At 33.5% G+C, this 12,974-nt stretch carries 16 protein-coding genes; 13 read left to right on the top strand and 3 right to left on the bottom strand.

Annotated features, from left to right (window positions below; all coding sequences use genetic code 11):
• Positions 1 to 35 precede the first annotated feature (35 nt).
• The 8 genes from lepA (at position 36) to ABS916_RS00610 (ending at position 8,292) form a co-directional block, all read left to right on the top strand.
• Positions 36 to 1,859, top strand: a complete 1,824-nt coding sequence (gene lepA / locus ABS916_RS00645; protein WP_350450084.1) for a translation elongation factor 4 — start codon at positions 36 to 38, stop codon at positions 1,857 to 1,859.
• Positions 1,860 to 2,244: 385 nt separating this feature from the next.
• Positions 2,245 to 2,622, top strand: a complete 378-nt coding sequence (locus ABS916_RS00640) for a pyridoxamine 5'-phosphate oxidase family protein (RefSeq protein ID WP_350450083.1) — start codon at positions 2,245 to 2,247, stop codon at positions 2,620 to 2,622.
• Positions 2,597 to 2,920, top strand: a complete 324-nt coding sequence (locus tag ABS916_RS00635; RefSeq protein WP_350450082.1) for a lipoprotein BA_5634 family protein — start codon at positions 2,597 to 2,599, stop codon at positions 2,918 to 2,920. Before ABS916_RS00640 ends, ABS916_RS00635 begins: the two co-directional genes overlap by 26 nt.
• 167 nt (positions 2,921 to 3,087) lie before the next feature.
• Entirely contained in the window at positions 3,088 to 3,771 is a 684-nt protein-coding gene (locus ABS916_RS00630) for a response regulator transcription factor (protein ID WP_350450081.1), read from the top strand.
• A 14-nt stretch (positions 3,772 to 3,785) separates the two neighbouring features.
• Positions 3,786 to 4,808, top strand: a complete 1,023-nt coding sequence (locus tag ABS916_RS00625) for a sensor histidine kinase (protein WP_350450080.1) — start codon at positions 3,786 to 3,788, stop codon at positions 4,806 to 4,808.
• A 100-nt stretch (positions 4,809 to 4,908) separates the two neighbouring features.
• Positions 4,909 to 5,721, top strand: a complete 813-nt coding sequence (locus ABS916_RS00620; protein WP_350450079.1) for an ABC transporter ATP-binding protein — start codon at positions 4,909 to 4,911, stop codon at positions 5,719 to 5,721.
• Positions 5,708 to 7,621: an FtsX-like permease family protein gene (locus ABS916_RS00615; RefSeq protein WP_350450078.1), complete on the top strand. Its 1,914-nt coding sequence runs from the start codon at positions 5,708 to 5,710 to the stop codon at positions 7,619 to 7,621. The genes ABS916_RS00620 and ABS916_RS00615 overlap by 14 nt, the downstream gene beginning before the upstream one ends.
• 503 nt (positions 7,622 to 8,124) lie before the next feature.
• On the top strand, positions 8,125 to 8,292 hold the full coding sequence (locus ABS916_RS00610) for a hypothetical protein (RefSeq protein WP_350450077.1): 168 nt from the start codon (positions 8,125 to 8,127) through the stop codon (positions 8,290 to 8,292).
• 56 nt (positions 8,293 to 8,348) lie between these two features.
• Here the strand turns inward: ABS916_RS00610 and ABS916_RS00605 are convergent, their stop codons facing one another.
• Positions 8,349 to 8,561, bottom strand: a complete 213-nt coding sequence (locus tag ABS916_RS00605; RefSeq protein ID WP_350450076.1) for a glycine zipper domain-containing protein — start codon at positions 8,559 to 8,561, stop codon at positions 8,349 to 8,351.
• A 582-nt stretch (positions 8,562 to 9,143) separates the two neighbouring features.
• Between ABS916_RS00605 and ABS916_RS00600 the strand changes: the two genes are divergently transcribed.
• From ABS916_RS00600 to ABS916_RS00580, 5 genes are all read left to right on the top strand, one after another.
• Complete coding sequence (locus ABS916_RS00600; RefSeq protein WP_350450075.1) at positions 9,144 to 9,500, top strand: SRPBCC domain-containing protein; 357 nt, start codon at positions 9,144 to 9,146, stop codon at positions 9,498 to 9,500.
• A gap of 357 nt (positions 9,501 to 9,857) precedes the next feature.
• Complete coding sequence (gene rpmG / locus ABS916_RS00595; RefSeq protein ID WP_350450074.1) at positions 9,858 to 10,007, top strand: 50S ribosomal protein L33; 150 nt, start codon at positions 9,858 to 9,860, stop codon at positions 10,005 to 10,007.
• A gap of 159 nt (positions 10,008 to 10,166) precedes the next feature.
• Entirely contained in the window at positions 10,167 to 11,072 is a 906-nt protein-coding gene (locus ABS916_RS00590; RefSeq protein ID WP_350450073.1) for an NAD(P)/FAD-dependent oxidoreductase, read from the top strand.
• A 91-nt stretch (positions 11,073 to 11,163) separates the two neighbouring features.
• Positions 11,164 to 11,433, top strand: coding sequence for a 30S ribosomal protein S14 (rpsN, locus tag ABS916_RS00585; protein WP_350450378.1), 270 nt, complete (start codon positions 11,164 to 11,166; stop codon positions 11,431 to 11,433).
• Between the two features lie 108 nt (positions 11,434 to 11,541).
• Positions 11,542 to 11,664 carry a putative metal homeostasis protein gene (locus ABS916_RS00580; RefSeq protein WP_198022524.1) on the top strand — a complete coding sequence of 41 codons (123 nt, stop codon included), beginning with the start codon at positions 11,542 to 11,544 and terminating at the stop codon, positions 11,662 to 11,664.
• A 120-nt stretch (positions 11,665 to 11,784) separates the two neighbouring features.
• Here ABS916_RS00580 and ABS916_RS00575 read toward each other — a convergent pair whose 3' ends face one another.
• Positions 11,785 to 12,084: a hypothetical protein gene (locus ABS916_RS00575; protein WP_350450072.1), complete on the bottom strand. Its 300-nt coding sequence runs from the start codon at positions 12,082 to 12,084 to the stop codon at positions 11,785 to 11,787.
• Between the two features lie 426 nt (positions 12,085 to 12,510).
• On the bottom strand, positions 12,511 to 12,801 hold the full coding sequence (locus tag ABS916_RS00570; RefSeq protein ID WP_350450071.1) for a hypothetical protein: 291 nt from the start codon (positions 12,799 to 12,801) through the stop codon (positions 12,511 to 12,513).
• Positions 12,802 to 12,974 lie beyond the last annotated feature (173 nt).

Genomic DNA, 12,974 nt, shown 5'->3' with positions numbered 1-12,974 from the left:
TTTTCGGAATAAATAAAGAAGGTAGGCACGACTAGATGAATAAACAGGAATTAAATGAAAGACAAAAACGCATTCGGAATTTTTCCATTATTGCCCATATTGACCATGGAAAATCGACTTTAGCAGATCGTATCTTACAAATGACGCACACAGTTGCTGATCGTGATATGCAAGTACAATTATTGGATTCTATGGATCTTGAACGTGAGCGTGGAATCACCATCAAATTAAATGCGATTGAATTGAACTATACCGCAAAAGATGGCGAAACGTATACACTACACTTGATCGACACACCAGGACATGTCGATTTCACGTACGAAGTTTCAAGAAGTTTAGCAGCGTGTGAAGGAGCTATCCTAGTTGTTGATGCAGCACAAGGAATCGAAGCACAAACACTGGCGAACGTTTATCTTGCTTTAGATAACGACCTTGAGATCATTCCTGTTATCAATAAAATCGATTTACCAGCTGCAGATCCAGAACGTGTTCGTGCTGAGATTGAAGATGTAATTGGAATCGATGCAAGTGAAGCCGTTTTTGCAAGTGCTAAAGCAGGTATTGGGATTGAAGATATCTTAGAACAAATCGTAGAAAAAATTCCTGCTCCAGTTGGTGATACAGACAGTCCTTTGAAAGCATTGATATTTGATTCGGCTTACGATGCTTATCGTGGAGTTGTCTTAAACATCCGTGTGATGGAAGGTATGATCAAACCTGGCGATACTATGAAAATGATGAGTAACGGGAAAACGTTTGAAGTAGCTGAAGTTGGGATCTTTTCACCGAAACCGATCAAACGCGAATTCCTAATGGTAGGAGACGTTGGATATGTTACTGCAAATATCAAAACAGTCCAAGATACTCGAGTTGGGGATACTATCACATTAGCTGATAATCCGGCTACAGAGTCATTAGAAGGATACCGTAAAATGACGCCAATGGTTTATTGTGGAATGTATCCAATTGATTCTTCTCGTTATGGCGATTTAAGAGACGCTCTAGACAAATTACAATTAAACGATGCAGCACTTCAATTTGAAGCTGAAACTTCACAAGCGCTTGGATTTGGGTACCGTTGTGGGTTCTTAGGACTCTTACACATGGACGTTATCCAAGAACGTCTTGAACGTGAATTTAATTTAGATTTGATTACAACAGCTCCATCAGTTATCTATCATGCAAACTTGACAGATGGTACTCAAAAAATTGTGGCGAATCCGGCTGAAATGCCTGAACCAGGTGTAATTGAATCTATTGAAGAACCTTACGTAAAAGCAACGATCATGGTTCCAAATGATTACGTTGGTGCGGTTATGGAAATTTCACAACGCAAACGTGGCGATTTCTTAACAATGGATTACATGGATGATAACCGTGTAAACGTGGTTTATGAAATTCCATTATCTGAAATCGTGTATGATTTCTTTGATAAATTAAAATCAAGTACTAAAGGATATGCTTCATTAGATTACGAAATGATCGGCTATAAGAAGAGTAATCTATCTAAGATGGATATTCTATTGAACGGCGAAAAAGTAGATGCTTTAGGATTTATCGTCCATAAAGACTTTGCTTTCAACCGTGGAAAAGCGATCGTTGATCAATTGAAGACGATTATTCCAAGACATCAATTTGAAATCCCAGTTCAAGCAGCAATCGGACAAAAAATTGTTGCGCGTTCAAACATCAAAGCCCTACGTAAAGATGTTACAGCTAAGCTTTATGGTGGTGACGTAACCCGTCGTCAAAAACTATTGAAGAAACAAAAAGCTGGTAAAAAACGTATGAAACAAGTCGGATCAGTTGAAGTACCTCAAGAAGCGTTCATGTCTGTTCTTAAGATGGATGACGAGTAAAAAATCGTATAATTAAATAATAACTAAAACCTTCTGATGAAGATAACTTTTATGTTATTTTCGTCAGAAGGCTTATTTTTTGTTTCAACTTAGAATCAAGCACTGATTCCTAGAGCTTTATTTTCATTTTTAAGGTTACTTGATTTAAATCAAGTAGATATTAAAAAAAATATATTACAATTAATATGTTGGATTTCTGCTTACCTGGATTTGTGTATTTTTGAACAAAGAAAGTAGAATAATATAAGAACTTTTCTTGTTTAAAAATGGTGGGATTTTGATAGTTGAGTCTAGAAAATATAATATTTCACTGTCTGTTTTAGAACATATGTTTAATATGAGCTATAGTAAAATGTTATAACAAGATAATATAAGGAGGTAAAGTATGTTAAGTAAAAAGTTTTTTGAGGTAATCCAAAATGAGGGAGTTGTATCCATAACTTCATGGGGAAATGGGGATCAGCCAAATGTCCGGTGTACTTGGAATTCATATCTACATATTACAAAGGATAAACGTATTTTAGCTCCTATTGCAGGATTCACAAGTGTTCAAGGCGATGTTTCTAAAAATGATAGAGTAATTTTAACATTAGGAAGTCGTGAAGTAGAAGGATTTAATAACTATCAAGGAACTGGTTTCTTAATAGAAGGACGGGCGTGTTTCACGGATTACGGTGCTGAATTTGAACAAATGCAAAAAGAATATCCTTTCATGAATAAATTACTTGAAATAACGGTTGAATCAGCTAAACAACTGCTTTAAAATAAATTATTTAACTGATAGTAACCCTATAAACTATAAACGGTACAAAAGAACTTATAATGAGTCAGAAGCAGTTAGTTCAATTTCTACATTGGCTCAAGAACAAAGTATTCTTTTTGCAAAGGAAAAGATGAATGAAATAAGTATAGAAGGACAAAGTTTTGACGTGAAATATGAAGGTAATAACATTATCGGGGATGGCAGAACATATGTTGACATGCTTTTAATTGTAGATGATACAGACTGGCCTTCTATAAAAGGAAAAGAAAAAACTTGCTATCATGGAATACAAAAGTGATCCAAGCAAAAAAATGAGTGATTTTGAAGTCGAAGGGACTCAACTTGTTAAGATAAGTGAATAGATAGAATAAAGACTAGTCGCTATCAAGGACTAGTCTTTATTATTTTCAATTGCTTGCGGTTTCAGTTTCCCGTAATATGAAGTTAAAAAGGGGAGAAGACAAAATGGAAATGAAAATTTTTATTGTAGAGGACGATACGGCAATCTTTCAATCGTTAAAAGAAAATTTTGAAAAATGGGGAATGCAAGTCTCTGGACCTAAGTCTTTTCAAGATGTTTTAAGTGATTTTATCAACGAAGAACCCCATTTGGTTATTATGGATATTCAGTTACCAGTATATGATGGTTTTCACTGGTGTCGTGAAATTCGTTCACTATCAAAAGTTCCGATTATCTTCTTATCTTCCCGTGATCATCCATTAGATATGGTCATGGCTATGCAGATGGGTGCTGACGATTACGTGCAAAAACCTTTTCATTCAGAGGTGCTACTTGCGAAAATTCAAGCAACGTTAAGAAGGGTTTATTCATATGGAGAAGAAACTTCGGATATACTGGAATGGAACGGTGCGATGATTGATTTGAAGCGTGGCATGATTCGGTTGGATGGTAAGGAAGCGGAACTAACAAAAAATGAGTTTTTTATTCTGACAGTGTTGGTAGATGCAAAAGATAAAATCGTCTCTCGTGATGAATTGATACGGAAACTATGGGATGATGAACGATTTGTAAATGATAATACATTAACAGTTAACGTTACACGGCTTCGTCAAAAATTGGCAAATTTAGGATTAGGAGAAGCAATACTAACGAAAAAAGGGCTGGGTTATGTTGCTATCACTTTATAGAAAAGAGGAATTCTATGTTTTTAAATTATCTGAATGATATGAAAAGTTGGATTTTATTTTTTTTAATATCTCTATTTTCAGCAGACTTACTACTTTGGTTAGATCCAGGTTTTAGAGTGAAAATGTCTTCTCTATTCTATCTGAATCTATTATTGTGGGTTGCCTTTTCCTCTTTTGTTATTTGGCGATTCTGGAAAGAAACAGCCTATACCCGAAAATTAATGTTACTCAAAGAAGAACCAGTAACAGATTGGTATGAAGCATTGCCGAAAACAAGTTTCATGCGTGATGAACAGGTTAATGAAATCTTAAAAGTAGTGGGTATCTTTTTTTCAAGGCAATTAAATGACATTCGACAAACTAATGTGAATCAAGGGGACTATACAGCTGCTTGGGTTCACGAAGTAAAAGCTCCGCTTACGGCTATGAAAATTCTAATTGATTCGAATTATAACAGCCCTACAATTCGCAGGGTTGAAACAGAGTGGTTACGCATCTATTTATTGATTGATCAGCAATTATACATTTCCCGCTTACCTACACTTGAATCTGATTATATGCCAGAAAAAGTAGGGCTAAATGAAATAGTATCAAGTGAAATTCGAGAACTAAGGTCTTGGTGTAGAGAAAAAAATATAGCTATTGAAATAGAAGAGTTAGAAGAAAAAGTAGTCACGGATAGAAAATGGAGTCGTTTTGTTTTGCGACAAATTTTAATGAATGCAGTAAAGTATAGCCCAGAAGGCGGAACAATTTACATTTCAACTCATGTTGAAACGACCGGACATAGAGTTCTTTCAATTACTGATGAAGGGCCTGGCATACCAAATCATGATATACCAAGAATATTTGATAAAGGTTTTACTGGTAGTACAGGGCGTCTCCATAATGCAGCGACCGGTCTCGGACTTTATTTAGCAAAAAAGATTGCTGATAAAATTGGTATAAGCCTTTTAGCTATGTCCAATAATACTAAAGGAGCAACTATTGAGATGGTATTCTCGTTAGAAAATGAATTCGATAAAATACTAAAGTGACATTATTGTCATGTTGTACGTCCAGTTTGTCATGCAAATCAAACGACCAAGAGACTTTCCCGAAGTATGATAGAGATATAAAAAACTGGGAGGTAATGGTATGACTGATTCAACAATAAATCTTAAAAACAAGCAACAAGCAAAAAATCAAACGGTATTACAAGCTCAAAGTGTTCGGAAATCTTTTGGAACGCGTGGCAATGTGCAACAAGTATTAAAAGGAATCGATTTGCGAGTCGTTGAAGGTGAATTTGTTGGCATTATGGGCGCATCTGGAGCAGGAAAAACGACTTTGCTCAATGTGCTTGCAACGATTGACCGTGCGACGGAAGGAACTATATTGATTAGTAGTTCTGATATTTCAAAGATGAAAGATACTGAAATATCTGCTTTTAGACGAAATCAACTTGGATTTATTTTCCAAGATTATAATTTACTAGATACTTTAACAGTAAAAGAAAACATTCTGTTGCCGGTTTCGCTTGGAAAAATGAAGAAAAAACAAGCAGAAGTTGAATTTCAATCAATCGCGAATATCTTAGGTATTTCCGAACTTGCAGATAAGTATCCTCATGAAATTTCTGGTGGCCAAAAGCAAAGAACTTCAGCTGCTCGTGCACTCATCAACCAACCTTCAATGGTCTTCGCGGACGAACCAACCGGTGCTCTGGATTCTAAGTCTGCAGCTTCGCTACTTGGAACGATTGCGGATGTTAATCTAAAACGTGGAGTGACTATTATGATGGTTACCCACGATCCACTTGCTTCAAGTTATTGTAGCCGTGTCGTATTTTTAAAAGATGGTAATATCTACTCTGAATTATACAAAGGAGACAAATCGAGACAAGCCTTTTTCCAAGAGATTTTAAATGTTCAGGCTGTTCTAGGGGGTGATAGTGTTGACACTCTTTGACCTTGTCCGCCGCAGTATGGTGAAAAATATTAAACATTATTATTTATACTTTTTTGCCCTTATTTTAAGTGTGATTTTGTATTTTGTTTTTGCTACGTTGCAGCATGATCCAGCAGTCACTGAGCAAAGCAGTGGCTCTTTAGGATCCGCTTTCCAAGCAGCTGGAATCTTACTATTGTTTATTACTGGCATCTTTGTTATTTATGCTAATGCGATCTTCTTGAAAAGAAGAAGTCGAGAAATAGGGCTTTATCAATTAATCGGATTAACGAAACGCTTAGTCGCTCGGTTGTTAATTGTTGAGAATGTTCTTCTTGGGATTTTCGCTTTAATCATTGGGATAGCTATTGGAATGCTTGTTTCTCGTGTGTTTTTACTGCTTCTAATGAAGCTGATCGGCTACGAAACGTTTATCAAAGTATCGTTTTCACTGGCAGCTATCCTACAAACAGTTTTTGTATTTATTGCCATTTTCATTTTGACGTCAATTCAAATGATATACACTGTTTATCGTAGTACGTTACTTTCCTTATTTAATTCTGAAAAAAAAGGTGAGAATCCAAAAAAACCAAAAACATGGGTTTCTGCTATCCTTGCTATATTGAGTTTACTGTTGATTGGATTTGGCTATTGGCTATCAGGGCGTATGTTAAACGAATTGTTTTTTGTAAATATTTTAGTTGTTTTAGCAACTGTCATTTTGGGAACGTATCTAATTTTCAGAGTAACAATCAGTTGGTTGTTTTATCAAATTCGAAAGCGTAAAGATGGATATCTTGGATTGATGAATAGTTTATCATTGGCTCCTTTAATGCATCGTTTGAAAGAAAATGCAAATTCACTTACGATTATTACTGTTCTTTCAGCAATGACATTGACAATGCTTGCCAGTTCTTATTCACTTTATTATTCAACTGAGCGAGATACTCAAGCAAGAATGCCATTTGATTTTATGTTTGAAGAGAATGAAGCATTTGCTAATGAAATCAGCAATGAAATGAATGAAAAAGGCATTTCCTATCAACATGAAAAAATGGAGATGCTCGTGTTACCTGGCAAAGTTAAAGAAGGGACGTTTAGTGTTCCGTTAACTGAATTGAAAGTAGCGATTTTGAGTGACAAGCAGTTGCAACAAGCTGGAATTGATATTAAAGCTCCAGAAGATGGCACTGCCAGTTTCTATGATGTCTCATCTATTTTTATGATTAAGGATTCGATAGATTTCCCTCTTTCTATCGAACTCCAAAATAATCAGCGGACCAAAGTAAAAGTTTCATCGATTGGGGATATCAATGTAATCAATTGGTCGTCATTTTACTCTCAATTAGTTGTTAATGAGAGTATGTATGAAAATCTGAGGGAACTTCTTGTATCAGATGGACAAGCTGAAGTCAGACGGATTGATGGATTCCATATTCCAGATGAAAAAGATAAAGAAATAGCTTCCTCAATTTTTCAACAGCCCAAATATACATCTGGTGATCTGCATGTGGACTACTACTCGTCTTATCAAGAGGCTGTACAGGCAAATGGATTGCTTATTTTTATCGCTGGATTCTTAGGGCTCGTTTTTTTGATTTCGACAGGTAGTATTTTATATTTCAAACAAATGACCGAAGCTGAACAGGAGAAGCAAAGTTATGCGACATTGCGTCAACTTGGTTTTACCGTGAATGATATTATGAGTGGTATTATCCGCAAACAGGCTTTTGTTTTTGGTTTACCCTTAGCTGTTGGTTTGGTACATTCCGTGTTTGCCATTAAAGCAGCGTCATTCCTTTTCCAATCTGATATCACTTTCCCTGCTTCGATTGCGATGGGCTTATATACATTAATCTATCTGCTATTCGCTTTGCTAACGATTGGTTATTATCGAAAAACCGTAAAAGCGGCCTCGTAACAAACAAAGTTATTGAAGGAAACGTAATCGAATTTTTAGTTGCTTCTTAACAATAACTATACCTTGTTTGTAGAAACTAGTTAATTTCTATAATAATTTCCAAAAAAACATACTAAGATTAGCAGTATAGAAACCACGACGGTGGTATCTATACTGCTATTTTCTTTATAGTAGGAGTGAAGAACAGACGGGACAATCTCGTGGGTCATGAACTCCTATCAAAAACTGGTCTGCTTCATCGCCTTATAGGAATCAGATTTAAGTATGCTGGGTTCATTGAGATCGTGTATAGGAAAGTGGAATCGATAAGGATGAGTGAAGACTTCAAATAATTATAAAGGTGGGATTAAAATGGATGTATAGCCCTTGATGTCAGTATGGGGAAAAATTTTGTAGTCGTTTATCACAATGGAATTTGCTTGATATTAAGATAATATTGATTTACTAATCAAATATTGCTAAATTAGTTATATTGGTTTATTAAAGAATAAGGAGCTATAGACATGAAAATGAGTACAAAAGATAAGATTATAGTAAATGTTAGAAAGCCAAATGCTTTTTTGGAGGACATTCTGGATATTGCTAAAATAGCTATAAGTATTATCATAGGTTTTATAGGAATTTCAATAATAGGTATAATAGGATTTTTAATTTATAAATACATAGGTTAAACTACTTGATTTAGTTCAGATTAAAACCCTACCTCTTAAAAATAAGATAGGTTTTTTTACTTATTTTTATTTTTTTTGTTTTCCATAACTGCACCAATTGCCACACCAAGAGCAATACCTATAGCAGTTCCAATAGCTATATTATCAAACACTACTCCCAAAGCAACACCAAATGAAATACCTAAAGACATACCCAAAGCAATGTAAGATGTTTCATCTGTCTCCTCTTCATTGTGCTTCTGTTTGTTGTCATTATTTAAGTCTCCCATAAGAAAATCCCTCCTTATATCTTTATTTTAGCATATAGGGTAGGAGAGTCTATTAATCTAGTTTAAAAAATAACATACCTATGTGGGATTGAAAATAAAAAGTTAAAACAAAAATCTATCTTTATTTTTATGAATTTTAAGGTTCCATTAGGAAAAGAATAATAGAATTTTTCAATTAACTTAGCTTGTAGATATTTCGTAAGAAACCAGGTCTTAAGAAAAGCTCCTACAGCGTCTCAATACTCAAAATGTTAAAATAACGTAGTATGTTAAAAAGAACTGTCTATATGGCAGTTCTTTTTTGTGAACGAAAACTAGCATACTCAATTTGCTGCTGACATAAGAATATATTGATATTTTTGAAAGTTAGATCATTCTAGAAGAATCTCTCTAACTATGGTGATATACTTTAAAAAAAGCAAAAGAGTCGATTGTATTTACAAAGGAGCGTTTATCATGGAAAACAATCCGAAGAGTGGAAGAATTGACACAGTCTCAAAAGTAATTGATGCTTCGCCACAAACACTTTATCAAGCATTTATGGATCCGAATTCTTTAGTTAAATAGTTGCCACCGGAGGGTATGAGAGGAGAAATAAGTCTGTTTGAACCAGTAATAGGTGGGAGATTTCAATTAACACTCATCTACGAGGATGAATATGCTGTTCAAGGTAAAACAACTGCAAACTCAGATACTTTAGAAGGTACCTTTATCGAATTGATACCCGATAAGAAGATCGTAGAAACTGGTGTATTTGAGTCAGATGACCCTGCCTTTGTTGGGAATATGGTGATGACCTGGTACTTTGAGGAAGTTGTCCCAAGCACAAAAGTAACAATTGTCGCTGAAAATGTCCCTAAAGGCATCAAAAAGGAAGATCATCTTGATGGGTTGAATTCCACATTGGAAAATCTGGAACGTTTTGTAAAGACAAGTTAGATGTATCCTATATGATATACTCAAAGGATTTCAGGAGAACTTGAGTTATCGACAGCAAGAATAGTATGTCAAGGATTTGAGCTGGATGACGATTAAGATATTGATATAACAGTATTTAAATAATGGCAATAAATGCCATCATTTCGATAAACCTTCCGATAAAAATTAATTTTTATCGGAAGGTTTATTTGTTTGCAAATAAAAATCAGGTTGCAAACTTGTAATGTAGGGGTCATCGTAAACAGACGCTCAATTTAAAAAATAAATCTCTTTTGGATATTTAAGTTGACGAGGTTATTAATCTATGATATTTTTAAAACGTAATCATTACGTTTTAAAAAGAAAGGTGGACCTTATATGCGAGTAAAAGTGATACTTGAATGTATTGAAACAGGTGAGAGGAATTATCACACAACTAAAAACAAACGAACTCAACCAGAACGGTTAGAATTAATGAAGTACTCTCCTAAATTAAGAAAGAAAACCTTGTATAAAGAAATTCGTTAGTTCATTTGGTTACAGAATTTTTAATCAGTTTTGTATAAGTCTTTTTTCTTATACATAAATTTATTTTATCTTTTTTGTAAATACTAACTTAGAGTTGCAATAAGGTAACAAAGTAAAAAGTGCGAATCACATAAACTGTTTATAAAAAAGGAGAAATTTATGGTATACGATTGCGTGATTATTGGAGGAGGCCCTGCAGGTCTTAGTGCAGCACTTGTTTTAGGAAGAGCCAAACTTAATGTTCTTTTGATTGACAATAACGACCCGCGTAATAAAGTAACAAATGAATCACATGGCTTTATCACGAATGACAGCTTATCTCCGTTCGCTATTAGAGAAAAAGCAAAAAATGACTTACTAAAATACTCGAACATTCAACTGATATCTGATACTGTTGCCGATATTTCTGATCAAAATTCTTTTTTTATCATTGAAACGCTAAAAAATAAATTTGAAACAAAACGAATTATTTTAGCAACAGGTTTGAAAGAAACCCTTCCTAATGTTAAAGGGTTAGAGTCAGTATATGGCGATTTATTTTTTAATTGCCCATTTTGTGATGGTTGGGAGTTGAAGGATCAGAAATTAGCTATCATTGTCGAACAAGAAGAACATATATTACATTTTTCAACAATGATTTTTCATTGGAGCAAACAATTAGCTATTTTCACGAACGGTATGAAAGTTGCTGATTCTATTAAATCGATTCTTGCCAAAAATGAAATTGAATTGTTTGAGGATAAAATTGAATCCATTGAAAAAAAGGATAGTAAAGGTAAAATCAATTTACACAACAGCCAATCGATAGAAGTTTATGGAGGATTTTTAGTACCTCGGTTTGAATTGAATATGATTTTTGCTAAAAATCTTTCAGTGAAATTAAATGATGCTGGAAGAATTCAAACGGATGAATTTGGAGGTACATCTTTCAAAAATATTTATGCAGCTGGAGATATTAATGCAACATTTGGAGAACAACTCGTTCACTCAGCAAGCTCCGGAAGTAAGGTAGCATCAGGAATCGTAAGAGAGATTGCTTTTGAGAATTTCATCTCGGAGATATAAGAAATAAAGATCATTGATTATAAACTGGGTTTACTGGTTTATCAATTTTTAGGTGCTAATGTTATATAAATAGGAAATGAGGAAATGAATGATGGCTAAAAAAAGTAAAATTGAAAAACATAAACGCCAACAAGCAACAGTTGAAAAATATGCTGCTATTCGAAAAGAGTTAAAAGCAGATGGAGATTATGCAGCTTTACAGAAGTTGCCTCGCGATGCTTCACCAACGCGCTTACATCATCGTGATCTTATAGATGGTCGGCCAAGAGGTTACATGCGCAAATTCGGTATGTCAAGAATTACATTTAGAAATTTGGCTCATGCTGGACTTATACCCGGTGTAAAAAAAGCCAGCTGGTAATACTTTAGGTTTTAGTAAGCTATTAAATAAAAAACAGCATCATTTAGAAAATATAAATAGTTACTAGTTAACCATATTTAATGAAATTAAAGACAAGGAGAAGATAGGATGTCTGAAAAAGAAGATTTAGCGAGTGCTAGACGAAGAATGAAAAGTCCAAATATTAAAACAAAGAAACGTGCATTAAAAATTATTTTAGACGATAAACGAAGAAAAAAAGGAATTAAATAAATGTTTATTCTGCGTCGAATGTACGATCAAGCTAGATAAATGAGTTGATTCTAACTAAGAGCACAAAGAAAAGCACCCAAAAAGTTAGATTTTTGGGTGCTTTATATTTAACGATTATAGTCACATTAATTTTCGTGAAATAGATTTAATCGATGAAGTTTTATAAAAAGTAGCAAATTCACTGTTTTTTCCTACTGTAATCCAATCTGCTTCATTAATTAAACTAGCATAGCCTAATTGAGGTGTACTTGTAGCGATTAAAGAAAAAACATTTGTATGCAAACTATCAAATGAGTTTGAAAACATTTTTTCGAGTCCATGTTTTGTATTTTGTTTATGTGAATTCACGTAACCATTAAGAATAGAAGACTCAATCAGTTCAAGTTCTTCTCCATTAATAAATGTAATAACTAACTTCATGTTAGAACATCTCCTTTCTAGGAGTATTGCACACAATATCAGAATTACGAATTATTATGACCTTTTATTAAAATTTAAGTTGAAAAACATAGTCAAAGTAGCCATACTCACGATAAAATACATATTTTTATTTATAGGTCTAATAGCTCTACTTTCTTTTTGTTGAATTCTTCTTGGTTGATGATATCCAGATTTAGAAGTTCTTTGTATTCTTTTATTTGTTCAATATTACTTTTAGAATTCGATACAAGAAAAAGATAAAAATAAAAAAATTTAAAGTGTTAGGCAGCGTATTTAAAAAATCTATAAATTTTTTGTTTTCAAAAAGAGAATAGAAAACTCTTATTGTTCTTAATAGTTTTTAGGAAGTATAAAATAAAGTGAAATCAAGAATAGGATTACTATTGGAAATGAATATAGAGTAATTTAGTGTAATGTAGCTTTTTTCTTAGACGTATCCTTTGAATCAAACACATTTACTCCCTCTTTATATTTATCAGCAATATGGCCAAGAAAAATAGAATACATTAAAGTTAGCCAACTCGCGAAAAATAACGAATCAGAGTCAGGAAGTAGTAGATAAAAGAAAATTAATGCATAACTTAGTAAATTGAACCATTGATATTTATTACTTTGACCTTTAATAAATAAAACTAAAGCTCGAATCAGTAAAATTATAATAGCAATTGACGATAAAATATCTATAAATCTTCCCATTAAAGAACCTCCATGATAATGCGTTCATTTTATGTATGTATAATATTTCCTTGGAAAATTATTCTAGTTTGTTTTTTAAATATTTTGGTTCTATGTCAGTGAATGTATATAATTGATTTTAGCATTATAAAAGTACATTGTGTATCTGAAAATAAAAAAATATCTTTTTAAAC

The sequence above is a fragment of the Carnobacterium sp. genome (assembly GCF_040274945.1).
Lineage (GTDB): Bacteria > Bacillota > Bacilli > Lactobacillales > Carnobacteriaceae > Carnobacterium_B.
Note: the sequence above shows the minus strand (reverse complement) of the source record. Positions and strands in the feature narration are given on the sequence as shown.

What these genes read in the sequence shown, in the direction of transcription:
- lepA (WP_350450084.1), top strand. Translation starts at nt 36, where the DNA reads ATGAATAAACAGGAATTAAATGAAAGACAAAAACGCATTCGGAATTTT.
- ABS916_RS00640 (WP_350450083.1), top strand. Translation starts at nt 2,245, where the DNA reads ATGTTAAGTAAAAAGTTTTTTGAGGTAATCCAAAATGAGGGAGTTGTA.
- ABS916_RS00630 (WP_350450081.1), top strand. Translation starts at nt 3,088, where the DNA reads ATGGAAATGAAAATTTTTATTGTAGAGGACGATACGGCAATCTTTCAA.
- ABS916_RS00625 (WP_350450080.1), top strand. Translation starts at nt 3,786, where the DNA reads ATGTTTTTAAATTATCTGAATGATATGAAAAGTTGGATTTTATTTTTT.
- ABS916_RS00620 (WP_350450079.1), top strand. Translation starts at nt 4,909, where the DNA reads ATGACTGATTCAACAATAAATCTTAAAAACAAGCAACAAGCAAAAAAT.
- ABS916_RS00610 (WP_350450077.1), top strand. Translation starts at nt 8,125, where the DNA reads ATGAAAATGAGTACAAAAGATAAGATTATAGTAAATGTTAGAAAGCCA.
- ABS916_RS00605 (WP_350450076.1), bottom strand. Translation starts at nt 8,561, where the DNA reads ATGGGAGACTTAAATAATGACAACAAACAGAAGCACAATGAAGAGGAG.
- ABS916_RS00600 (WP_350450075.1), top strand. Translation starts at nt 9,144, where the DNA reads ATGAGAGGAGAAATAAGTCTGTTTGAACCAGTAATAGGTGGGAGATTT.
- rpmG (WP_350450074.1), top strand. Translation starts at nt 9,858, where the DNA reads ATGCGAGTAAAAGTGATACTTGAATGTATTGAAACAGGTGAGAGGAAT.
- ABS916_RS00590 (WP_350450073.1), top strand. Translation starts at nt 10,167, where the DNA reads ATGGTATACGATTGCGTGATTATTGGAGGAGGCCCTGCAGGTCTTAGT.
- rpsN (WP_350450378.1), top strand. Translation starts at nt 11,164, where the DNA reads ATGGCTAAAAAAAGTAAAATTGAAAAACATAAACGCCAACAAGCAACA.
- ABS916_RS00580 (WP_198022524.1), top strand. Translation starts at nt 11,542, where the DNA reads ATGTCTGAAAAAGAAGATTTAGCGAGTGCTAGACGAAGAATGAAAAGT.
- ABS916_RS00575 (WP_350450072.1), bottom strand. Translation starts at nt 12,084, where the DNA reads ATGAAGTTAGTTATTACATTTATTAATGGAGAAGAACTTGAACTGATT.
- ABS916_RS00570 (WP_350450071.1), bottom strand. Translation starts at nt 12,801, where the DNA reads ATGGGAAGATTTATAGATATTTTATCGTCAATTGCTATTATAATTTTA.